The 22,101-nt window shown below is 62.3% G+C and carries 21 protein-coding genes; all 21 read left to right on the forward strand.

Features of this window, described 5'->3' with window-relative positions:
- The first annotated feature begins 102 nt into the window (after positions 1-102).
- The 21 genes from fliD to DOM45_RS08285 all read left to right on the forward strand — a co-directional run bounded on the left by fliD (position 103) and on the right by DOM45_RS08285 (position 22,016).
- Positions 103-1,437, forward strand: coding sequence for a flagellar filament capping protein FliD (gene fliD, locus DOM45_RS08185; RefSeq protein WP_110599369.1), 1,335 nt, complete (start codon positions 103-105; stop codon positions 1,435-1,437).
- Between the two features lie 15 nt (positions 1,438-1,452).
- Positions 1,453-1,866 carry a flagellar export chaperone FliS gene (fliS, locus tag DOM45_RS08190; RefSeq protein ID WP_110599371.1) on the forward strand — a complete coding sequence of 138 codons (414 nt, stop codon included), beginning with the start codon at positions 1,453-1,455 and terminating at the stop codon, positions 1,864-1,866.
- A 4-nt stretch (positions 1,867-1,870) separates the two neighbouring features.
- Positions 1,871-2,251, forward strand: a complete 381-nt coding sequence (locus tag DOM45_RS08195; protein ID WP_110599373.1) for a flagellar protein FliT — start codon at positions 1,871-1,873, stop codon at positions 2,249-2,251.
- Positions 2,248-3,438, forward strand: a complete 1,191-nt coding sequence (locus DOM45_RS08200) for a flagellar hook-length control protein FliK (protein ID WP_110599375.1) — start codon at positions 2,248-2,250, stop codon at positions 3,436-3,438. Before DOM45_RS08195 ends, DOM45_RS08200 begins: the two co-directional genes overlap by 4 nt.
- On the forward strand, positions 3,435-3,731 hold the full coding sequence (locus DOM45_RS08205; protein ID WP_110599377.1) for an EscU/YscU/HrcU family type III secretion system export apparatus switch protein: 297 nt from the start codon (positions 3,435-3,437) through the stop codon (positions 3,729-3,731). The genes DOM45_RS08200 and DOM45_RS08205 overlap by 4 nt, the downstream gene beginning before the upstream one ends.
- Positions 3,732-4,050: 319 nt before the next feature.
- Complete coding sequence (gene flhD, locus DOM45_RS08210) at positions 4,051-4,383, forward strand: flagellar transcriptional regulator FlhD (protein WP_110599379.1); 333 nt, start codon at positions 4,051-4,053, stop codon at positions 4,381-4,383.
- Positions 4,384-4,386: 3 nt separating this feature from the next.
- Positions 4,387-4,977, forward strand: a complete 591-nt coding sequence (flhC, locus tag DOM45_RS08215; RefSeq protein ID WP_110599381.1) for a flagellar transcriptional regulator FlhC — start codon at positions 4,387-4,389, stop codon at positions 4,975-4,977.
- A gap of 186 nt (positions 4,978-5,163) precedes the next feature.
- A complete protein-coding gene (gene motA / locus DOM45_RS08220; RefSeq protein WP_110599383.1) occupies positions 5,164-6,051 on the forward strand; it encodes a flagellar motor stator protein MotA in 888 nt (295 codons plus the stop codon).
- Entirely contained in the window at positions 6,048-6,968 is a 921-nt protein-coding gene (gene motB / locus DOM45_RS08225) for a flagellar motor protein MotB (RefSeq protein WP_110599385.1), read from the forward strand. The genes motA and motB overlap by 4 nt, the downstream gene beginning before the upstream one ends.
- 500 nt (positions 6,969-7,468) lie before the next feature.
- A complete protein-coding gene (gene cheA / locus DOM45_RS08230) occupies positions 7,469-9,601 on the forward strand; it encodes a chemotaxis protein CheA (RefSeq protein ID WP_110599387.1) in 2,133 nt (710 codons plus the stop codon).
- Positions 9,598-10,098 carry a chemotaxis protein CheW gene (locus tag DOM45_RS08235; protein WP_110599389.1) on the forward strand — a complete coding sequence of 167 codons (501 nt, stop codon included), beginning with the start codon at positions 9,598-9,600 and terminating at the stop codon, positions 10,096-10,098. Before cheA ends, DOM45_RS08235 begins: the two co-directional genes overlap by 4 nt.
- A gap of 236 nt (positions 10,099-10,334) precedes the next feature.
- A complete protein-coding gene (locus DOM45_RS08240) occupies positions 10,335-11,945 on the forward strand; it encodes a methyl-accepting chemotaxis protein (RefSeq protein WP_162302608.1) in 1,611 nt (536 codons plus the stop codon).
- Positions 11,946-12,113: 168 nt separating this feature from the next.
- Complete coding sequence (locus DOM45_RS20400) at positions 12,114-14,246, forward strand: methyl-accepting chemotaxis protein (protein ID WP_280951665.1); 2,133 nt, start codon at positions 12,114-12,116, stop codon at positions 14,244-14,246.
- Positions 14,247-14,260: 14 nt separating this feature from the next.
- A complete protein-coding gene (locus tag DOM45_RS08250) occupies positions 14,261-15,166 on the forward strand; it encodes a CheR family methyltransferase (protein WP_110600403.1) in 906 nt (301 codons plus the stop codon).
- A 5-nt stretch (positions 15,167-15,171) separates the two neighbouring features.
- Positions 15,172-16,227, forward strand: a complete 1,056-nt coding sequence (locus DOM45_RS08255) for a protein-glutamate methylesterase/protein-glutamine glutaminase (protein ID WP_110600405.1) — start codon at positions 15,172-15,174, stop codon at positions 16,225-16,227.
- 64 nt (positions 16,228-16,291) lie between these two features.
- The gene (cheY, locus tag DOM45_RS08260) at positions 16,292-16,681 is read left to right on the forward strand and encodes a chemotaxis response regulator CheY (protein WP_110599394.1); all 390 of its coding nucleotides are present in this window, start codon (positions 16,292-16,294) and stop codon (positions 16,679-16,681) included.
- Positions 16,682-16,700: 19 nt separating this feature from the next.
- Entirely contained in the window at positions 16,701-17,369 is a 669-nt protein-coding gene (gene cheZ / locus DOM45_RS08265; RefSeq protein WP_110599396.1) for a protein phosphatase CheZ, read from the forward strand.
- A 151-nt stretch (positions 17,370-17,520) separates the two neighbouring features.
- The gene (gene flhB / locus DOM45_RS08270; protein WP_240612326.1) at positions 17,521-18,684 is read left to right on the forward strand and encodes a flagellar biosynthesis protein FlhB; all 1,164 of its coding nucleotides are present in this window, start codon (positions 17,521-17,523) and stop codon (positions 18,682-18,684) included.
- Positions 18,681-20,765 carry a flagellar biosynthesis protein FlhA gene (gene flhA / locus DOM45_RS08275; RefSeq protein WP_110599400.1) on the forward strand — a complete coding sequence of 695 codons (2,085 nt, stop codon included), beginning with the start codon at positions 18,681-18,683 and terminating at the stop codon, positions 20,763-20,765. Before flhB ends, flhA begins: the two co-directional genes overlap by 4 nt.
- A complete protein-coding gene (locus tag DOM45_RS08280; RefSeq protein WP_110599402.1) occupies positions 20,762-21,187 on the forward strand; it encodes a flagellar protein FlhE in 426 nt (141 codons plus the stop codon). Before flhA ends, DOM45_RS08280 begins: the two co-directional genes overlap by 4 nt.
- A 130-nt stretch (positions 21,188-21,317) precedes the next feature.
- Positions 21,318-22,016 (forward strand): RNA polymerase sigma factor FliA, encoded by a 699-nt coding sequence (locus DOM45_RS08285; RefSeq protein WP_110599404.1) that lies wholly within the window; start codon positions 21,318-21,320, stop codon positions 22,014-22,016.
- The last annotated feature ends 85 nt before the right edge of the window (positions 22,017-22,101 follow it).

The following is a 22,101-nucleotide window of genomic DNA, read 5'->3' on the forward strand; positions in this document are numbered from 1 at the left end:
GCCCGCAGCCGATGAGCAAATTGACGCGTGAAAGTGCGCCTAATCGGCGTCTGCCGTTGCGATCGGCGTGTTACAAATGGCGTCAAGGCTTAGAGAGGTTACATGGCTACCATATCGTCACTGGGGATCGGTTCCGGGCTGGACCTGAGCGGGCTGCTCGATGACCTGAGAAAGGCGGAAAACGAGAAGCTTACGCCGATCGTCACCCAGCAGAAAAGCTACAAGACCAAACTGTCGGCTTTCGGAGCGCTCGAGAGTTCGCTCACGGCACTGCGCGACGCCGTCGGCAAGTTGAATGATCCGAAAACCTTCACCGCGGTCACCAGCTCGATGACCGGCGATGGCGTGACCGCCAATATTACCGGCGATGCCGTTTCGGGTCGTTACCAGGTCAAGGTCTCGCAACTGGCCCAGGCCCAATCCCTGGCGTCTGGCGGCTTGACCACCGACAAGACCGAAGCGCTCGGCAAGTCCGGTACGCTGGGAATCAGTGTCGGCGAAAACGATTCGGTCGACATCTCCATCGGTAGCGACGACTCGCTGGAAGATATCCGGGACGCGATCAACAAGGCCGATACCGGTGCCACTGCAGCGATCGTGTTCAACGGTTCCCAGTATCAGTTGACGCTCACGTCCTCGGAGACGGGTACCCAGTCAGCGATCCAGGTGACCGACGACGACGACCTCTTCGGGTTCAGCGAGACGGTCCCGGCGCAGGATGCCAAACTCGACGTCAACGGGATCTCGATCACTAGCCAATCCAATACCGTCGAAGGGGCCCTCGAAGGCGTCACTTTCAACCTGACATCGACGACGGAAAGCGCGCAGACGCTCAGCGTGTCCAAGGACACCGAGTCGATGACGAAGGCGGTGAACGACTTCGTCGATGCCTACAATAGCTTCCAGAACACCGCAGATACTCTCACCTCCTACGATTCGGACTCCGACACGGCCGGCGTGCTGCTGGGCAATTCGACCATGCGCAGCATCGAGTCGCGCCTTCGTGGCGTTGTCAGCTTCGGCGGGGGCGGGGGCGAATTCTCGATGCTGTCGGATCTCGGGATCGAACGTCAGTTGGATGGCACGCTAAAGGTCGATGACGACAAGCTCGCCGATGCCATGTCGAACAACAGCGAGGCGGTCAGCCAGTTCTTCGCTGGTGTCGATGGCGAGGGCGGCTTCGCCGCCAGCATCGACGACACCATGGGGACGATTCTGGATGACGATGGGTTGCTGAAGATCGCCACCGACGGCATCGACACCTCGCTCGAGCGCTTGAGCGATCGGTATACGCGGATGCAGACGTCCATCGATGCAACGGTCGCTCGTTATCGTTCCCAGTTTGCTGGCCTCGATTCGCTGGTGTCCCAGATGAATTCCACCAGTGATTACCTGACCCAGCAGTTCAACGCCCTGAACGCCCAGCTCAAACAGTAATAGGTCGCAACGATGATGAATTCCCGACAGGGTGCCGGCGCTTACGCCAGAGTTGGCGTCGAATCGGCGGTGATGTCCGCAGATCCCCATCAACTGATCGTCATGCTGTTCGATGGGGCGCAGGCAGCCATCAACAGTGCCCGGCTGCATATGCAGGACGGCAACCGCTCGGCCAAGGGGCTGGCCATCTCCAAGGCGATCGATATCGTCAACAACGGTTTGGCAGCCGCTCTGGATCACGAGCGTGGCGGCGAGATCGCCGCGAACCTCGCGCAACTGTACGATTATGTCGCTCGGCAACTGGTGCAGGCCAATTTGCGTGACGACGTGACCCAACTGGACCGCGCGGCATCGCTGCTCGACAATATTGGATCCGGCTGGCGCGAGCTTCGGCATTCGCCCGCCACACCGTCGTTGGCAGGAGTGTGATCGAATGAGATCAGCCGTGTCGGTCGTCGACCAGTACCGTCAGTTGCTCGAGACGTCGAATCGAATGCTTGGCCTGGCGCGGGAGCAGGACTGGGAGGCGCTGGTGCAGTGCGAGGCCGGTTACCTGGTGTCGCTGGAGCGCCTGCGCAGCGAGGACGGTGAATGGCCGTCGAGCGATGCGGAGCGCGAGGAGCAGATGGCGTTGCTCGCGCGCATCCTGGAGCAGGATGCCGAAACCCGGCGCGCGCTGGAAGCCAGGCGCGAAGAGTTGAGCCATCTCATTGGCAGTTCCCGGCGACAGCAGGCGCTGGGTGAGGTCTATCAGGCTGGACGGGGCAGCATCGCATCGCGACTGCGCTCGGTACCGCCAGATGAGCGGCCGTGAGCGGCATCACCCCCATACTCGACACCCTGCTGCATCAAGTCCTTGGCAAGCGTGTCGATACTCCGGTCATCAAGGACCAGCCCTTGCCGGTCTCGGCGGCCACCTCGTCCGATGCCATCCAGCCGGCGCGCAGCGACTCGAGGTTGCATCAGCAGACGGGTGCCAGAGAGAGCGTACCGCTCCCTGGCAACGCCGCCGGCAATGCGCCTGGCTCGCCCGCGGCGACCGGCAGAATCGATGCATCATCGACACAGCTGCACCTGAGTCACGCCGCGAATGAGATCGCAGATATCCTCGCGCGATTCCCCTCGACCCAGGCGCCATCGATCAGACCGCTCCTTTCGTTGCTGGTCCAACCCGGAGATAGTCCGCAGGCGCTGGCGGCGGCCCTGTCGCAGAGCGTCAGGGAAAGTGGCGTTTTCTACGAGTCTCACCTGCTGCGCTGGATGGCGGGCCAGTATCCTCGCGCCGCGCTGATGCGGGAGCCACAGGCTTGGCTGAGCCTGACATTCCGTCCTGCCTTCACTTCGTCATCGCCGTCCACACCGAGCCTCCACGACTGGAGCCTCGTGCCTCGAGGCGCAAGCCGGGGTGGCGCGCCCGGTATGCCGGGCGTCTTGAATGGTGGTGTCGCGGCATTGCCTGATGACGCGCCCGGCCAGGCGAGCGCCGCACGGCTGGCTGGTGCCACGCATGCGATGGCGATGTCCACGAAAGGCGACCCGGACGCGCCGGCCTCGGCGTCGATGACGCGGGCCCACCAGCTATCTCAGTCCCCTTCGGACATGCTTCAGTCGCTGGTTCGCCAGCAACTGGAGGTGATCGCCGCCCCCAGCCTCCGCTGGGAAGGGCAGCTTCTGCCGGGCGTTCCCATGGTGATGGTCTTGAGCGAGATTCCAACCAACACCGTGCGCGACGACGATCGGGAGGAGGCGCAGGGCCGCCGCGACCAAGAGGGCGAGGAGGGGGGCGCCAGCGCCTGGCGTGCCGAGGTTCAGGTTCGCTTACCCTCCCTGGGCGTTGTCGACCTCGTGTTTCGCACGCGTCACGACGCCTCTCTGCAGGTCGAGATCGCACCCGTCGAGGCGTCGGCCCGGGAAATCATGGAGGTCGAGCTTTCGCCCTTTCGGGAGCGATTGTCGTCGCTGGGCCTGGAGGTGGATCTGGCGCTGGGGAGTCGGGCATGAATGGTGATGGGGAGCATGACGCACGACGGCGAGCCGTGGCTTTGGCGTACAGCGGCGAGCGTACCGACGCACCGCGCGTCGTCGCCAAGGGGTACGGGAACCTCGCCGAGCGCGTCATCGAGCTCGCCAACCAGGAAGGGATCTTCGTGCATGACTCGCCGGAGTTGGTCGCGCTTCTGATGCAGGTGGATCTGGATGCCCGGATTCCTGAGTCTCTCTATCAGGTCATCGCGGAGCTCCTGGTCTGGATCGAGCAGATCGACCGGTCTCTGGGGTCGGAAACGTCGAATTAGCGTTTATTCGCGGTTACAAGATTCAACGATACGGCACTTCTTGTGTAACTGCGCGGTTCCAGAGACCGAATTCCAATTAGGATTTTCAACCATCCAACTGAAGATATTGAGATATAGATCAATCGCTTACTGGCTACGCTCATGGCGCCAGCCGAAGGTCAAGTTACCTATGGACATATTTTGTAACAATGCTTGCTTTTTTTCATCAAAAAGTAGCAAACTGGGTCCATCATAAAGAGCTGATGTACAGCGCTAACAATAGCAACCCGGAGCACCTGATCAACTGGTGCCAATAAAACCATACGCAGGGAATCTAGTGATGCACTCCAACAGTCTTCTCGACGACATTCAGGATCTCAATCTCTCCTACTTGCTGCTGGTTCAGCGTCTGCTCAACGAGGATCGAGAGTCCGCGATGTTTCGGCTCGACCTCAATGCCGACCTGGCCGACACCATCGGGCAGTTGTCGATCAAACAGCTGACGCAGCTGTCTCGCACCAACCAGCTGCTCTGTCATCTGCGCTTCACCGATGCCGACAAGCTGAACCTGCTGGTACACAATCCGCGGGCCCAGGGTCTCGAGCAGACCCACGCGGCGCTGTTGATGGCCGGCGCCGGCCGCGCTCCGTCCTCCGTGCAGCAGAGGAGCTGAGTCATGGCGGACAAGAGTCTTGTCGCGGAGATGTTCCAGGTTCAGCTGGCAATCGAGTTGATCGAACTGGGCGCACGTCTGCAGGTCCTCGAGACGGAGACCGACCTGAGTCGTGGGCGGCTGATCAAGCTCTACAAGGAGGTCAAGGGAATGTCGCCGCCGAAAGGCATGCTGCCGTTTTCGGCCGACTGGTTCGTGACCTGGCTCCCGAACATCCACTCCTCGCTCTTCTACAATATCTATCGTCGTCTCAACGGCGAGCTGGGATGCGAGCGGATGAGCGCCTTCGTCAAGGCATACCGGCTCTATCTGGAGCAAGTGTCACTGGACGGCGTGGAAGCGACGCTGGGGCTGACCCGTGCCTGGACGCTGGTCCGGTTCTTCGAAAGCGATCTCTTGCAGCTGTCCCGCTGCAAAGGCTGCCAAGGCCAGTTCGTCGCCCATGCCCATAGTCCCGCACACGATTACGTCTGTGGGATCTGCCAGCCGCCATCCCGGGCAGGAAAAACGCGCAAGACAAAGCGGGTCGCCAAGCCCTTGGACCAGACGTTCACCCCCGTCGAGATGCCGTTGGCGAAACGCCTGGCCATCTAGCGAAACGCGCTGCCGAAGCGGGCTTCATCGCCCGCTTTTTTTATGCCTGTCGTCATCTCGGGATTAGCCATTCGTCGTAAGCTTTCGGCGAATGACGTTTTTCTGATATTCCCACCCTCAAGCCCACCGGGTCCGCTGCCGATACAGTCATCAGGTTCGCCATGTACTGTATACGGGAGTCGCTCCGTGCTGATCTTAGTCGGCTACATCATCGTTTTAGGCAGCGTGTTCGGTGGCTACGTCGCGATCGGCGGTCATCTCGGCGCGCTGGTCCAACCCGCCGAGTTCGTCATGATCATTGGCGCGGCGCTCGGTGCCTTCGTCTGTGCCAACAACGGCAAGGCGATCAAGGCCACTCTGCGTTCATTCTCGAAACTCAAGCGCACCAAGCGCTACAACAAGATGATGTACATGGAGTTGATGGCGCTCCAGTACCGGCTCCTGACCAAGGCGCGTCGAGATGGCATGCTGGCGATCGAGCGCGATATCGACTCGCCGCAGGACAGCGCCATCTTTGCCGATTACCCGAAGATACTCTCCGACCCGATGATCATGGCGTTTCTGACCGATTACCTGCGCCTGATGGTCAGTGGCAACATGGATCCGTTCGAGATCGATGCGCTGATGGAGCACGAGATCGAGACGTTCCAGCATGAGGCGGAGATGCCGGCCCACTCGCTGTCGGCGGTCGGTGATGGCCTGCCGGCGTTCGGGATCGTCGCCGCCGTCATGGGGGTGGTGCATGCGCTGGGTTCCGCGGACCAGGGGGCCGGGGTGATGGGCCAGATGATCGCGCAGGCACTGGTCGGTACCTTTGCCGGGATCCTGCTGGCGTACGGCTTCGTCACCCCGGTGGCGCACCACATCAACCTTCAGGTAGGCGAAGCGACCAAGATGCTGCAATGCATCCGCGTCACGCTGATGGCGAGCCTCAACGGCCTGGCGCCGCAGTTGGCCGTCGAGTTCGGTCGCAAGGCGCTGTTCACCGCCCTGAGGCCTTCCTTCAGTGAGCTCGAGGAGCACGTACGTTCCAGCGGTCAGACCTTGCGCGGCACGGGGACGGATGGCTCATGAGCGGTAGCGGTGAGCGGCGCCCACTGATCATCAAGCGCAAGCGAGTTCAGGCGGCAGCCCACCATGGTGGCTCCTGGAAAATCGCCTATGCGGATTTCATGACGGCGCTGATGGCCCTGTTCCTGGTGCTCTGGATTCTCTCGACCGCCAGCCCCAGCCAGCTGGAACACATTGCCGAGTATTTCCGCACGCCTCTCGCTGTGGCGTTGACGGGTGGCGACAAGACCACGGCCAGTACCAGCGCCATCCCCGGCGGCGGCGACAACCCCACCAAGACCGACGGTGAAGTGCGTCGGGCCAACGTTCGCGAACAGACGCGTTCGAGCGACGAGCAGCGCAATCTGCGCTACCTGCGCGACCGTCTGCAGAGCGTGATCCAGAGTGATCCCCAGCTCAAGGAACTGCGGTCACAGTTGCGCATGGACTTCTCGCCGGAGGGGTTGCGTGTCCAGATCGTGGATAGCGACAAGCGGCCCATGTTCGAACTCGGCAGCGACCGGCTGGAGCCCTACATGCAGAAGATTCTTCGTCGAATCGCGCCGGTTCTCAACGAGATGCCCAACCCGATCAGTATCAGCGGCCACACCGATGCTCTTCCCTATGCCGGGGGCGAAAAAGGGTATAGCAACTGGGAGCTGTCCGCCGATCGTGCCAACGCCTCCCGAAGAGAGCTGATCGCGGCCGGCCTCTCCCCCGACAAGCTGCTGAGGGTGGCTGGCATGGGGTCCCGGGTCTCCCTGCCGAATACGCAGCCCAGTGACGATGTCAATCGCCGTATCAGCATAGTGGTACTGGACAACCGCGCAGCCCGAGCCATCGAGCAGCAGGAGCGGGCACCCTTCCCGGAGGAGGCTCTGCCCCCAGCGATTGATGACGACGGCCCCATGGCGATGGCCGGGCAGGGTTCATCGAATTGATGCAAGGTCGTCGCGCCCTGTGGGCGGAGCCGTTGCGTGGCAACGCCTCCCGGGTTCGCGCATGGAACTGAAATGGCGGTGGCATCCGGGCAGTTCGTTGCTTCGCCCTCTTTGCTCATGGGCCATCCCGGCTTCGTGCTCTGCCGCCTGGGCTCTGGGCAAGGGTATCGTTGAAGTGGGCCTGATACGGATGTCGCTGCGCCTGCTCGAGCACTCGTTGGACCTCGCGAGACAGGCACCGAGGCAGCGCTGGCTCGGCCCGCCCGGGGCGGCGGTGGGGTTGCCGTCGTCGAGGCGGATGCGGGCGGGGCTCGAGTGCATGGTGGCACGCATCGCCAGGCCACGAATTGATTAAAGAGGTCGAGAGACGCTGCCGATAGTGAGGACATCGTAAGCAGCGATCAGGTACGAACTCAGGCCAGCTCGAGTGCGGGTGTGAGGGAGCATTCTGAAGCAGGCTTTTCAAGTCCATATATATCAATGGTATAGGCACGCCGCACATGGACATTTCCGATTTTTACGACACGTTCTTTGAAGAAGCCGAAGAGCTGCTGGCGGATATGGAACGCCTGCTGCTGGATCTCGATGTCGACGATCCGGATGTCGAAGACCTCAACGCGATCTTTCGCGCCGCGCACTCCATCAAGGGAGGGGCAGGTACCTTCGGTTTCACCGTTCTGCAGGAAACGACCCACCTGCTGGAGAACCTGCTGGACCATACGCGGCGAGGCGAACTCAAACTGCGGCGCGATATCGTCGACACGTTCCTGGAAACCAAAGATATGTTGCATGACCAACTGGATGCCTATCGCAATGGCGGCGAGCCCGATGCGGAAGCGTTCGAGCGCATCTCCCGCGTGCTGCAGCAGATGGCGCTTGATGAGTTGGGGCAGGGCGAGGCGGCGGTGAAGGGGGAGGCGAAACCGGATCCGGTACCGGCGCCGACACCGCCGCCAGAGACCAGCAAAGCGGCCGAGGCCGAGATCGATCGCGCTGACACGGGCGAGACCGCTGGACGACAGCTCTCGATCACCCTGAGCGGCGTCAGCGACAAGGACCGGGAACTGCTGGTGGAGGAGCTTCAGCACTTCGGGACGATCGCCTCCCAGTCCGGTGATGTCGCCCGCTATCGAGTCGTGCTCGATAGCACCGAATCCCAGGACGATATCGAAGCCGTGCTCTGTTTCATCATCGAGCCGGAGCAGTTGTCGATAGAAGTGGAAGCTCCGACAGCGGCGGCGGATCAGGCGGGGCCGCAGGCGCCGGCAGCCTCCGAGGCGATGCCCGACACTGAACCGGCCCCTGCGGTGACGCCCGACGAACTTCCCGAGCCGGACAAAGTCGAGCCGAAGGGTGGCGCGACGTCACCGCGCGCCCCCGGCAAGTCCGGCGGGAAAAGTGCCAAGGGCAGCGAGTCCAGTACCATTCGGGTACCGGTCGACAAGGTGGATCAGATCATCAACCTGGTCGGCGAGTTGATCATCACCCAATCGATGCTGGAGCAGACCGCCAGCGATCTGGATATCGTCTCTCACGGGCCGCTCGTCAACGGCATGAATCTCCTGCAGCGCAACGCCCGCGATCTCCAGGAGTCGGTCATGTCGATTCGCATGATGCCCATGGACTACGTGTTCAGCCGCTTCCCCCGCCTGGTGCGAGACCTGGCGGCCAAGCTGGGCAAGGACGTCGAACTGGTGACCGAGGGCAAGTCCACCGAACTCGACAAGAGCCTGATCGAACGCATCATCGATCCGCTGACCCACCTGGTGAGGAACAGCCTGGACCATGGCCTGGAGTCTCCGGAAAAGCGCGAAGCCGCCGGTAAGTCGCCGACCGGGCGTCTGACCCTGTCAGCCCAGCATCAGGGCGGCAACATCCTGATCGAGGTGATCGACGATGGCGCCGGACTCAATCGCGAGAGAATCCTGGCCAAGGCGAAATCCAGTGGTCTGGCCGTCACCGACTCCATGAGCGATGACGATGTGTGGCAACTGATTTTCGCGCCGGGTTTCTCTACCGCCGAACAGGTCAGCGATGTTTCCGGGCGGGGCGTGGGCATGGACGTCGTCAAGCGCAACATCCAGGAGATGGGCGGTCACGTCGAGATTCTGAGCAAGCCGGGCCAGGGGACCACGACCCGGATCGTGCTGCCGCTGACGCTCGCGATTCTGGATGGCATGTCGATCCGGTGCGGCAACGAAACCTTCCTGTTGCCGTTGAACGCGGTGCTGGAGTCTCTGCAGCCGCAATCCGAGGACCTCTACTCGATGGCCGGCGACGACCAACTGCTCAAGGTGCGCGACGAGTATCTTCCCATCATCGCCCTGCATCATGCGTTGGACGTGACCGGCGCCAAGACCGAGTTGACCGAGGCCATCGCGGTCATCGTCCAGGGCGAGGGACGTCGCTATGCCCTGCTGGTGGACGACCTTGTCGGCCAGCAGCAGGTCGTGGTCAAGAATCTCGAAACCAACTATCGCAGAGTGCCGGGAATCTCCGCCGCCACCATCCTCGGTGATGGCAGCGTGGCCTTGATTCTCGACATTGCCGATCTACATCGTCTCGATCGACGCAAGTCGCAGCAGCGTTACGAGGCGAAACATCAACACCTGCAAGAGGTATCGCTAGCATGAGCGCACAAGCGAACACGAACGCCCTCGCCAATGACGCAGCGAGCAGTGAATATCTGGTCTTCTCTTTGGGCGACGAGGAGTACGCCGTCGATATCCTCAAGGTGCAGGAGATCCGGGGTTACGAGAATGTCACCCGAATTGCCAACGTGCCCGACTTCATCAAGGGGGTCACCAATCTTCGTGGCGTCATCGTCCCGATCATCGACCTGCGCCTGAAGTTCCACCTCGACAAGGTCGAGTACGGCGGACAGACGGTGGTGATCGTGGTCAACGTCGATGATCGCATCGTCGGCGTCGTCGTCGACGGCGTCTCCGACGTGATGAGCCTGGCACCGGACCAGATCAAGCCGGCGCCGGAGTTCGGCGTGACGCTCTCCTCGGATTATCTGAGCGGAATCGGCAGTCTAGAGGATCGCATGCTGGTACTGGTCGACATCGAGAAGCTGCTGACCCACGAAGAGATGCAGTTGGTGGAACGAACGGCCGAAAGTGCCTGATTCCAATCCCTGGCTCAGGCGAAAACCGCAGCTTCGGCTGCGGTTTTTTTATGCGCCGTGAAGGTTCGGTGATGCGTGGGACTTTGGTCTGACGACGATAAAGGAAGCTTCCTGAAGGCCGATAAAGTAGCTGTCGCGCTGACTATCGGCTTCAGGAAGAGCGGGCGTGGCATCCATCAAGCAATTTTTCGAGCAACCCGGGTAAGAATGCCATGCTGAATTTTCGAGAGTGGACGATGCGTCGCAAGTTATGGGCGACATTGGGATTGATGTGGGTCGGCCTGATCCTGGTGGCGGGTTGGTCGCTTTACTCCATGCGAGAAAACCTGATGGAGCAGCGAATCCAGAGCCTGCAGTACTTCATCGGCAGCGCCAAGCAACTGGTCGACAGCTACGTCAGTCAAGCCGAGAGTGGAGAGCTGAGCGAAGCGGACGCCAAGCAGCAGGCGCGCAATGCGCTCTCGCATCTTGGTTTCGGCGCCGACGGCTATGTCTTCGTCTTCGACTCCAACCTCGATATCGTCGAGCATCCGAGGCGCGCGACGGGGGATAGCATGCGGGATTACCAGGATCCCAACGGCGTCTATCTCTATCGCGAGATGTTGGCCGCCGCGCAGAAGCCCGACGGTGGTCTCGTGCCTTACGCCTCCCGTCGCAGCGATGGCGACCAGATGTACGAGAAGCTCAGTTACGTGATGCGCGTACCGCAGTGGGACTGGCAGATCGCCACGGGAGTCTACGTCGACGATATCGATGCCGTGCTGGCCGATGGCGCCGCGGTCTACCTGGCGCTGATCGCCGCTATCGGTGGCTTGCTGTCGCTGATCGTGGCCTGGGTCATTCGCAATGTGCTCGGGCGTCTGGGTGGCGATCCGGGGCATGCGCGCAACAGCATCCAGAAAATCGCCGAAGGCGACTTCTCCCAGGCGTTGCAGCTCAAGTCCAAGGACACCGACAGTCTTCTCTTCGCGATAGAAAGCATGCGCCAGCGCCTGTCGAAGACCTTCTCCGATATCCGAGCCAGCGCCGAGTGGGTCAACGTCGGCGCCGGGCAGATTGCCAGCGGTAATCAGGATCTGGCGGTGCGAACGGATCAGCAGTCTGCCGCCATCGTCGAGACCGCGTCCAGCATGGAGCAGCTGACCCAGACCGTTCGCCACAACGCCGACAATGCCGATACCGCCACCCAGGCCGCGATGCAGACTCGCCAGCGGGCCCAGCAGGGGGGCGAGATGATGCGCGACATCGAGACCACCATGTCGAAGATCCAGGAGGGATCGCGGCAGATGGCCGAGATCGTCGACATGATCGACAACATCGCCTTCCAGACCAATATTCTCGCTCTGAACGCCTCCGTCGAGGCCGCACGTGCCGGCTCCGCCGGGCGAGGATTCGCCGTCGTGGCCGAGGAAGTGCGCAACCTGGCAAGCCGCAGCGCAGAGGCATCCAGAGAGATCCGGACATTGATCACCGGCTCCGGAGAGCAGGTCAATAGCGGTGCCACCCTGATCGAGCAGGCGGGCCGGGCGATGGAGGAGATCGTGTCTTCCGTGGCCAGCGTGAGCGGCCTGATGGAAGAGATCGCCAACGCGTCGCGGGAACAGCGCAGCGGCATCGAGCAGGTCAATCAGGCGATCACCGAACTCGACCAGGTCACCAGCCAGAACGCCGCGCTGGTACAGCAGACCGCCAATGCTTCCCAGTCGCTGGTGGGGCAGGCGCGAAAGCTCGAATCGACGCTGGAGCACTATCGCGTGGCACCCGCCGACAGCGACGACAACCCGGGGCTGACGCATTGGCGACCGGGCCGCGAGCGGGAACACCAGGACCTGGAACAGCTCGCCTGATCGGGTGTCGTCCAGAGAGAAGCCTCAAGAGCGTGGTCGATCGGCCGATAACAGTTCGCAATGATCACATTTGGTTCGCCGGGTGCCCTCCGGCGGATCCTGACTGGGCATAACAAAACCAGGGATGCTGCGATGCGAAACAATCAACCTGTGACTGATCGGGAATTCGTGATCGACGATTCCATGTACCTGATCTCGCGAACCGATCTCAAAGGCCGGATCACCTATGCCAATCCGGCGTTCGTGGAGGTCAGCGGTTTCAGTCGTGAAGAACTGATCGGTGCGCCCCATAACATCGTCCGCCATCCCGACATGCCCGCTGCGGCATTCGCGGACCTCTGGGAGACCCTTCAGAAGGGCGAAAACTGGTCGGGGGTGATCAAGAACCGCCGCAAGGATGGGTCTCATTACTGGGTCCAGTCCACGGTCACCCCCATTATCGAGGACGGCAAGATTGCCGGCTACACCTCCGTTCGCACCAAGGTGGCCGACCAGCGGCGCCGTCTCGCCGAGCAGCATTACCCGATGCTGCTGGCCGGTCGCAAGCGGGGCGTCCGACTCGACCGGGGAGAACTGAAACCGCGGGGAGTCATTCCCGTCCTCCGGCGTCTCAGCCTGCGCTCGCTGAAAGGGCGGCTGATCTCGATGATCGCACTGGCGCTGATCGCGCTGGCCGTCAGTGGCGGTGTGTCGGTCTATGCCCTGCATGAAAACGGCCAACGGCTGCAGGCGCTGACCAACAACGGACTCGAGGACCTGGCTCGACTGCAGAAGATCGACCAGTTGATGTCGAGAGGTCGAGATCTGGTCTCCAAGCCGGTCAGTAATCCGATGGCCGCCGACTTGGCGCCAATCAACGTGCAAGTCGATGCGCTCATCAGCGAATTGAACGATACCTGGGACGCCTATTATGAGAACCGGCCCATCAATCAGACGGCCGCGGCGGACACCTTTGCCGCCGATCTCGAGAATTATCGGGACGACGGGCTGAAGGGGGTCATGGCGGCGCTCAACAATGGCGACTTCTACCAATCCTACGTGGCCTACAACGATGTGCTGCAGGCCAACAGCGACAAGGCCAGCACCGATCTCAACGCGCTGGTCGAGGCGAAACGCCAGAGTGGTGCGGAGCTGGCGGTCGACGCCGCCAGCTCCCAGCGCATGACGATGATCATCCTGCTCTCGCTGCTGGCAGCAGGTGCCATCATGCTGCTGATCGTCGGCATAACCACGATCCGGGCGACGCTCAAACCGGTGCGCGAGGCGCTGGACTTCACGCTGCAGATCGCCTCGGGCAACCTGGGCGCGACGCTGCGGCAGCGCGGCAACGATGAAGTCGGGCGCCTGATCGGGGCGCTCAACAACATGCGCCAGAGCCTGGGAACGATCGCCGGCGACGTGAACTCGAACGTCGCCGTGGTGGTGCCGGCGACCCGGGATATCGCCAGTGGCAACGAGGATCTCTCCTCGCGTACCGAGCAGCAGGCGGCATCGCTGGCGGAGACGGCCTCCAGCATGGAGCAGATGACGGCGACGGTGAAACAGAACGCCGACAACGCTCGCCAGGCCAGCCAACTCGCCAATGGCGCCACCGATACCGTGCGCCGCAGCGGCCAGGTCATGGGCGAGGTCGTCGGGACCATGGGGCGAATCACCGAAAGCTCGCGCAAGGTTGCCGATATCGTCGGGGTCATCGACTCGATCGCGTTCCAGACCAATATTCTGGCGTTGAATGCCTCCGTCGAAGCGGCAAGGGCGGGGGAGCAGGGCAGAGGCTTCGCGGTCGTGGCCAACGAAGTGCGCAACCTGGCCAGCCGCAGTGCCAACGCGGCCAAGGAGATTCGCAACCTGATCGACAGCTCCAGCCAGGAAGTGGGACATGGCGCCGATCTGGTACGGCAGGCGGAGGGATCGATCGAGGAAGTCGTCAACGCGGTGACCCGCGTCAACGACATCATCAGCGAGATTTCCGCGGCTTCGGAAGAGCAGACCAGCGGCATCCAGCAGATCAGTCAGGCTGTCGCGCAGATGGACGAAGTGACCCAGCAGAACGCCGAGCGGGTGCAGACGACTGCCTCCTCCGCCGCTGAGCTGCGCGCCAGCGTCGAGCACCTCTCTCTCTCGATCGCGGTCTTCCGGCTGGCGGGTAGCGGCGAGGAGCGTGTGACGCAGCCCGGCGATCCCCGACTTGGCAAGCACCCTGAGCGGCCGTTGGCGAAACCCTCCCCGGTGACTGCCAAGTTGCCGGGTGCCGATCGGCATAACGTGAAGGATGACAACGAGGAGTGGGAGGCATTTTGAAAACCGAGGCGGTCATGTTCTCAGCACCCGGCAAGGGCGATGGTGGCGACGACGGTGCCGTGCGTTTCACGCGAGATCTCGACTTTACCCCACGTGACTTCGAGCGGGTCCGAGACTTGATCTATCGTCGTGCCGGTATCGTCATGGCGGAAAACAAGCGTGAAATGGTCTACAGCCGACTGGCAAAGCGCCTGCGCCTGCATGGCATGACTCGCTTCGGCGACTATCTCGACAGGCTCGAAGCCCGTTCGGATTCCGAGGAGTGGGAGGCCTTTACCAACGCGCTGACCACGAACCTGACGGCCTTTTTTCGCGAGGCGCATCATTTCCCGACGCTAGCCGAAGAGGTACGTCGTCGCGGCACCGGCATCAAGATCTGGTGTGCTGGCGCCTCGACCGGGGAGGAACCCTATTCGCTGGCGATGACGGTGAAGGAGACGCTGGGCGCGGCTGCCTCCCAGGTGAAAATCCTGGCGACCGACATCGATACCGAGGCGTTGAACACGGCGCGAGCCGGCGTGTATTCGCTTGAGACGGTGGAGAAACTCGGCGAGGCTCGCTGTCGCCAATTCTTCCAGCGTGGCAGCGGTGCCCGGGCCGGCAAGGCCAGGGTGCGTCCGGAGCTCGCCGCGATGATCGATTTTCGACCGCTCAACCTGGTCACCGGGTCCTGGTCGATCAACGGGCCCTTCGACATCATCTTCTGTCGTAACGTCATGATCTATTTCGACAAGGAGACTCAGGCCGAGATCCTGCGCCGCTTCGCCGCCCAGTTGAAGCCCGATGGATTGCTGTTCGCCGGTCACTCGGAGAACTTCTCCTTCCTGAGTCAGGCTTTCCGCTTGCGAGGGCAGACCGTCTACACGTTGGCATCGCCGTCACCGCGAACCGTGTCTGATGCGGCAAGGAGTGAACGGTGAAACCGATGATCAAAGTGCTATGTGTCGATGATTCGGCACTCATCCGGGACCTGATGACCAGAATCATCGATGATCAACCGGACATGACCGTGGTTGCCACGGCGCCCGACCCCCTTGTCGCACGCGATCTGATCAAACGGCACAACCCCGACGTGTTGACCCTGGATGTCGAGATGCCGCGCATGGACGGGTTGGATTTCCTGGAGCGATTGATGCGGCTGCGGCCCATGCCGGTGCTGATGGTCTCCTCCCTGACGAAACGCGGTTCCGAAATCACCCTCAAGGCACTGGAACTGGGCGCGGTCGACTTCGTGGCCAAGCCCGAAGTCGGCATCCGCGAGGGGATGATGGAATATGCAGGGATGATCGCCGACAAGATCCGGGCTGCCGCCCAGGCGCGTCCGCGGCAACAGGGGAGGATGGTGGAGTCCGGTGCGCCCCGGGAAGTCTTGAAGGCGCCGATGCTCTCGAGCGAGAAGATCATCATCATCGGCGCGTCGACCGGTGGCACCGAAGCGATTCGTCAGGTCATCGAGCCGCTCCCGGCCAATAGTCCGGCGGTGCTGATCACCCAGCACATGCCGGGTGGCTTTACCCGCTCCTTCGCGGAACGGCTCGATCGACTCTGCCGAGTGACGGTGAAGGAAGCCGAAGCCGGCGAGCGGGTCCTGCCGGGACATGTCTACATCGCTCCGGGAGACTGGCATATGCGCCTGACTCGCTCGGGGGCGAATTACGTGATCGCGCTCGACGACGGGCCGCCCGTCAATCGGCATCGCCCTTCGGTCGATGTGCTGTTCGACTCCGCGGCGACCTGCGCCGGTCGGAATGCGCTGGGCGTCATTCTCACCGGGATGGGGCGTGACGGGGCAGCGGGCCTGTTGAAGATGCGCGAGGCGGGTGCCCACACGGTGGCCCAGGACGAGGCGAGCTGCGTGGTCTTCGGCATGCCGAAGGAGGCCATTGCGCTGGGCGGCGCGACCGAGACCATCGGGCTGCAGGACATCGCGGGTCATCTGGTCCAGCAGATGCACATAGCGGGGCGCGCGCAGCGCGTTTAAAGCGAGCGGGTCCGCTGCCGATAACTCTCAGCAGGCCCGCCAAACGATTCGATGAGGACAGACGATGGCTGACAAGAACATGAGCATTCTGGTGGTGGACGATTTCCCGACCATGCGTCGGATCGTCCGCAGTCTGCTCAAGGAACTCGGATTCGAGAACGTGGACGAAGCCGAGGATGGTCAGGAAGCCCTGACCAAGCTCAGGGCCGGCGGCTTCGAGTTCGTGGTCTCCGACTGGAACATGCCCAATCTCGACGGCCTGGAGATGCTCAAGGAAATTCGCCAGGATCCGAAACTCTCCTCGTTGCCGGTGTTGATGGTGACGGCCGAGGCCAAGAAAGAGAACATCATCGCGGCTGCCCAGGCGGGTGCCAATGGTTATGTCGTGAAGCCATTCACCGCCGCGACGCTCGAAGAAAAACTCAATAAAATTTTCGAAAAGTTGGGCAAATAACGCCTCGGGAGGGGAGACCATGAGTAGTGCCAATCCTCAAGCCAGAGTTGCCGAAAGCGTAGCGCCCGACGACCTGATCCACAGAATTGGTCACCTGACCCGCATGCTGCGCGAGAACATGCGCGAGCTGGGTCTCGACAAGGAAGTGGAAAAAGCGGCCCAGGCCATTCCCGATGCCCGCGACCGGCTCAGCTATGTCGCGTCGATGACCGAGCAGGCCGCGGAGCGCGCACTCAACGCCATCGATCATGCTCAGCCCATCCAGAACACGCTGGAGAGCGAAGCGATCGCACTCGACAAGCGCTGGGATGCCTGGTTCGCCGAACCCAAGGCGCTCGACGAAGCCAAGATGCTGGTCAAGGACACGCGTTCCTACCTGCAGACCGTGCCGAAGCAGACCAGCGCCACCAATGCGCAGTTGCTCGAGATCATGATGGCGCAGGACTTCCAGGACCTCACCGGTCAGGTCATCAAGAGAATGATGGAGGTGATCCACGAGATCGAGCAGCAGTTGCTCCAGGTCCTGATCGACAACGCTCCCGAGGGATCCGAGCGCCGGGAACAGGCCACGCAGTCATCGTCGCAGTCAAGCTCTCTGCTGAACGGGCCGCAGATCAACCCCCAAGCCGCCGATGTGGTCAGCAGTCAGGACCAGGTGGACGACTTGCTCGACAGCCTGGGATTCTGACGGCAACCACGCGCGTTATCGGGCGTTTCATCCTTCCCGCATCCTCTCCCCCCGAAATAGCAGGGCGAACGCGCTGCTATTTCGCCCTTTGAACTGTCCTCCCTCCCAGCAGAATAGCGTCCATCCAATCATTCCCGGGCGGGACGCGCGCTTGGCCGAACAGAACGACAGCGATCAGGAAAAGACGGAACCAGCGACTCCCCGCCGCATCGAGAAAGCGCGCGAGGAGGGGCAGGTGGCGCGCTCTCGCGAGCTCGCCACCTTCCTGTTGCTGGTCAGTGGCGTGCTCGGACTCTGGATCATGGGCAACAACCTCTATGACGAGCTGAGCATCGTCATGGAGCAGGCCTTTCTTTTCGACCACGGGTTGGCGTTCGACACGGCCCGCATGCTGAGCCATGTCTGGTCGATGGGCGAACATACCCTGATCGCCTTGCTGCCGCTTTTCCTGCTGTTCACGGTGGCGGCGATTCTCGGCCCGACGATGTTGGGCGGCTGGCTGGTGTCGGCCAAATCCCTCAAGCCTCAATTGAGCAAGCTCAACCCGTTCAAGGGGCTGAAGAGGATGTTCTCGACCCAGGCGCTGGCAGAACTGGCCAAGGCAATCGCCAAGTCGGTCCTGGTCGGTGGCGTGGGAGTGACCTATTTATGGACACAGCGCGACACCTTGCTCGGCCTGATGGAGATGCCGATCCAGCAGGCGCTGGCGACGGCCATGAGGATGGCGGCAGTGGGGTGCGCGCTCATTGTGACCTCACTGCTGCTGGTCATCCTGATCGACGTTCCTTATCAGATGTGGAGCCACAGCAAGAAGTTGCGGATGAGCCGCGAGGACATCCGCCAGGAGCACAAGGAGACGGAGGGGGATCCCCACGTCAAGGGGCGTATCCGCTCGCAGCAGCAGGCCATGGCGAGACGGCGGATGATGAGCAAGGTGCCCACGGCTGACGTGATCGTGACCAACCCCACCCATTACGCGGTCGCACTGAGCTATCAGCAGGATGCGATGGCCGCCCCGGTCGTCATCGCCAAGGGCGCCGATCAGGTAGCCGCCAGGATCCGCGAACTCGGCGACGAGAATCGCATACCGCGCCTGGAAGCCCCGCCGCTGGCTCGCGCGCTCTATCATCATGTCGATCTCGACCAGGAAATCCCTGGCGATCTCTATACCGCGGTAGCCGAAGTCCTGGCCTGGGCGTTCCGCCTCAAGCAGGTCGAAAGCGATGGCGGAGAGGTGCCGACGGCCCCCCGTGACTTACCCGTGCCAGCAGCGCTCGATGACGCGGCACCGGATTCATCCAAGGAGAGTGAATGAACGCGCTCAGCCAGTGGTTCGGTCAGCGCAAGTGGCCGGCAGACACGCAGTACAAGGTGCTCGCGGGCCCGGTACTGATCATCATGATATTGAGCATGATGATCCTGCCGTTGCCGCCATTCGCGCTCGATCTGTTCTTCACCTTCAACATCGCGCTGTCGATCATGGTGCTGCTGGTCAGCATGTTCACCGAGAAGCCGCTGGATTTCGCGGCTTTCCCGGCAGTGCTGCTGTTCTCGACGCTGCTGCGGCTGTCATTGAACGTGGCCTCGACCCGAGTGGTCCTGATGGAAGGGCACCAGGGCGGCGATGCCGCCGGCAAGGTGATCGAGGCCTTCGGCGAGTTCCTGATCGGGGGCAATTTTGCCGTCGGTCTGGTGGTGTTCCTGATTCTCGTCGTCATCAACTTCATGGTCATCACCAAGGGCGCCGGGCGTATCGCCGAAGTCGGGGCTCGCTTCACGCTGGATTCCATGCCAGGCAAGCAGATGGCGATCGATGCCGATCTCAACGCCGGTCTCATCGGTGAGGAAGAGGCGCGCAGGCGCCGCACCGAGATCAACCAGGAGTCGGAGTTCTACGGTTCCATGGATGGTGCGAGCAAGTTCGTCCGCGGTGATGCCATGGCCGGGCTTCTGATCATGGTCATCAACCTGATCGGCGGACTGATGATCGGCGTCGCCCAGCACGGCCTGCCCTTCGGCGAAGCCGTGAAGACCTACACCCTGCTGACCGTTGGCGACGGACTGGTTGCCCAGATTCCGGCGCTGGTGATCTCGACCGCGGCGGGTGTGACGGTGTCACGGGTCAATACCGACCAGGATGTCGGCCAGCAGTTGCTGAGCCAGTTGTTCAACAATCCGCGAGTGATGTTTCTCGCCGCCGGCGTGATGGGGCTGCTCGGCATGATCCCCGGCATGCCTAACGTCGTGTTCCTGCTGTTTGCCGTCGTGCTGGCGGCACTGGGGTGGTGGATCCTGCGGCGTGAACAGGTCCAGGCGGTCCGCTCGGTGGAGGAGAGAGCGCCACCCGCGGTACAGGAGACGCCCGAGGCGAGCTGGGACGACGTGCAACTGGTCGACACCCTGGGGCTGGAGGTGGGGCATCGTCTGATCCCGCTGGTGGACCAGCGCCAGAAGGGAGAACTGCTCGGGCGAATCAAAAGCGTGCGCAAGAAGTTCGCCCAGGACGTCGGCTTTCTGCCGTCGGTGGTGCATATCCGCGACAATCTGGAACTAAACCCCAATGCGTACGTGATCACCCTGAAGGGGGTGGAAGTCGGGCGGGCGGAGGCGTTTCCGGGCAAGTGGCTAGCCATCGACCCGGGCCAGGTTTCCGGTGCCATCGAGGGCAGTCGTACCCAGGATCCGGCATTCGGGCTGACGGCTTACTGGATCGAGACGGCCCAGCGCGAGCGTGCCCAGATCTACGGCTATACCGTCGTCGATGCCAGTACGGTGATCGCGACGCATCTCAATCACCTGCTGCACGAAAACGCCGGCGATATGCTGGGCCGGGCCGAGGTCCAGCAACTGCTGGACAAGGTTGCCGAGCATCAGAAATCGCTGGTGGAAGACGTGGTACCCAAACTGCTGCCGCTGACGTCGCTCCAGCGCATTCTGCAGAACCTGCTGGCCGAGGATGTCCCGATTCGCGACATGCACACGATTCTCGACGTGCTGGCGGAGTACGCCCCGCAGCAGTCGGATGCCAACGAACTGACCGCCCTGGTGCGGGTCGCGCTGGGTCGAGCGATCACCCAGCAGTGGTTCCCGGGGCGCGAATCGATGCATGTCATGAGTCTCGAACCCCGGCTGGAGCAGGTTCTCACCCAGGCGCTCAACAACGGCGGTGCGCTCGAGCCGGGGCTGGCCGATACCCTGATGCAGCAGACGGCCGCCGCGGTCGAGCGCCAGCAGAGCCGGGACGAACCGACCGTGCTGGTGGTACAGCATGGATTGCGCGCGTTGCTGTCACGCTTCCTGCGCCGCCAGATCAAGTCGCTGGTGGTGCTCTCGCAAGCCGAAATTCCGGACGATCGCAATCTGCGGGTCACCACCACCATTGGTGCGCCGCCATGAATCTTCGCCGCACGCTAGCGTCGTGGCGCATCGTGCTGGGTACTGTCGTCGCATGGCCCATCGCGTTGGCCTGGGCTGCCCAGGGAACCTGGGTGGCCCCACTGCCGGGTCAGACCGTGGTGATGTCGGAGCGTCCGCTGGCAGGCGTCGAGATCCAGCCGCCGCCCTCCCTCGGGGAGGCGAGGATCGATCGCGTTCGCTGGACGTTCCGTACCGATGCGCCTGCCCCGGCGCTGAAGGCCTGGCTATGCCAGCAGACGTTCTGCCTGCCGCTGGCCGGACGTCAGGGGGAAACGCAGCACTTCTCGGGACGTTCCGCCGCCAGCCCGTTCCGGCTGCGGTTCCAGCTGCCGGTCAATGATCACGACGTCGACAGGGTGAGGGTCTCGGCCGGCCAATTGATCATCGATTATCGCGGGTGACGCCGACAAACAACCGAAATAGCCGCCGGATAACGGGCAGTTTGCCGTCTTGGCTAGGCGTGCGGGCGGCATAATGATGTCATTGGGTCATGCGTTTCGGTGACCGTGGGTTTTTGGACGAGGCCATTCGATGTATACCGCACAAGGCAAAATCGATCAGCACGCAGTGATTGAGCAGTACTTGCCGATGGTGAGACGCCACGCGCTCTCCCTTCAAGTGCGCCTGCCCGCCAGCGTGGAGCTCGACGATCTCATCCAGGCCGGAATGCTGGGCCTGCTGGATGCCATGGGCCGTTACGACAATGCGCACGGCGCCAGCTTCTCGACCTATGCCAATCAGCGAATTCGCGGCGCGATGATCGATGAACTTCGCAGTCGTGACTGGATGCCACGGAGCGTGCGGCGCAGTGCCCGAGCCCTGGACCAGGCGGTGAGAAGGCTGGAGCAGCAACTCGGCCGCGCCCCGGAAGAGCGGGAGATAGCTCGCGAGATGGGAATATCCCGCGACGAATACCATCAACTGCTGACGGATGCCAACAACGGCTTTCTGCTGGCGTACGACGAGAGCGATAGCGAGAACGGCGTAACGGCGGTTTCCGAGGGGGGGCCGCCATCGCCGCTGGAGGCGCTCCTCGACGCGGATAACCGGGCCAACGTCATGGCGGCGATCGATGCGCTGCCGGAACGCGAGAAACTGCTGCTGGGGCTCTATTATCAGGAGGAGCTCAACCTGAAAGAGATCGGTGCCGTGCTCGGCGTCAGTGAGTCCCGGGTCTGCCAACTGCACAGCCAGGCGGTTGCCCGGCTGAGAAGTCGGCTCAATCACTGATCGGATCCCGGTCGGCCGAGAAGCCGGGATAACTCTGCGCCGCCGGCGCTGACAGACTCATCGACCCGGGGACGGTCACCGTGAC

Origin of the sequence: Salinicola lusitanus (assembly GCF_003206045.1) — a bacterium.
In the GTDB taxonomy this organism is placed as follows: domain Bacteria; phylum Pseudomonadota; class Gammaproteobacteria; order Pseudomonadales; family Halomonadaceae; genus Salinicola; species Salinicola lusitanus.

Coding starts and splice junctions, on each gene's coding strand:
- fliD (WP_110599369.1), top strand. CDS start 103: ATGGCTACCATATCGTCACTGGGGATCGGTTCCGGGCTGGACCTGAGC.
- fliS (WP_110599371.1), top strand. CDS start 1,453: ATGAATTCCCGACAGGGTGCCGGCGCTTACGCCAGAGTTGGCGTCGAA.
- DOM45_RS08195 (WP_110599373.1), top strand. CDS start 1,871: ATGAGATCAGCCGTGTCGGTCGTCGACCAGTACCGTCAGTTGCTCGAG.
- DOM45_RS08205 (WP_110599377.1), top strand. CDS start 3,435: ATGAATGGTGATGGGGAGCATGACGCACGACGGCGAGCCGTGGCTTTG.
- flhD (WP_110599379.1), top strand. CDS start 4,051: ATGCACTCCAACAGTCTTCTCGACGACATTCAGGATCTCAATCTCTCC.
- flhC (WP_110599381.1), top strand. CDS start 4,387: ATGGCGGACAAGAGTCTTGTCGCGGAGATGTTCCAGGTTCAGCTGGCA.
- motB (WP_110599385.1), top strand. CDS start 6,048: ATGAGCGGTAGCGGTGAGCGGCGCCCACTGATCATCAAGCGCAAGCGA.
- cheA (WP_110599387.1), top strand. CDS start 7,469: ATGGACATTTCCGATTTTTACGACACGTTCTTTGAAGAAGCCGAAGAG.
- DOM45_RS08235 (WP_110599389.1), top strand. CDS start 9,598: ATGAGCGCACAAGCGAACACGAACGCCCTCGCCAATGACGCAGCGAGC.
- DOM45_RS08240 (WP_162302608.1), top strand. CDS start 10,335: ATGCGTCGCAAGTTATGGGCGACATTGGGATTGATGTGGGTCGGCCTG.
- DOM45_RS08250 (WP_110600403.1), top strand. CDS start 14,261: ATGTTCTCAGCACCCGGCAAGGGCGATGGTGGCGACGACGGTGCCGTG.
- DOM45_RS08255 (WP_110600405.1), top strand. CDS start 15,172: ATGATCAAAGTGCTATGTGTCGATGATTCGGCACTCATCCGGGACCTG.
- cheY (WP_110599394.1), top strand. CDS start 16,292: ATGGCTGACAAGAACATGAGCATTCTGGTGGTGGACGATTTCCCGACC.
- cheZ (WP_110599396.1), top strand. CDS start 16,701: ATGAGTAGTGCCAATCCTCAAGCCAGAGTTGCCGAAAGCGTAGCGCCC.
- flhA (WP_110599400.1), top strand. CDS start 18,681: ATGAACGCGCTCAGCCAGTGGTTCGGTCAGCGCAAGTGGCCGGCAGAC.
- DOM45_RS08280 (WP_110599402.1), top strand. CDS start 20,762: ATGAATCTTCGCCGCACGCTAGCGTCGTGGCGCATCGTGCTGGGTACT.
- DOM45_RS08285 (WP_110599404.1), top strand. CDS start 21,318: ATGTATACCGCACAAGGCAAAATCGATCAGCACGCAGTGATTGAGCAG.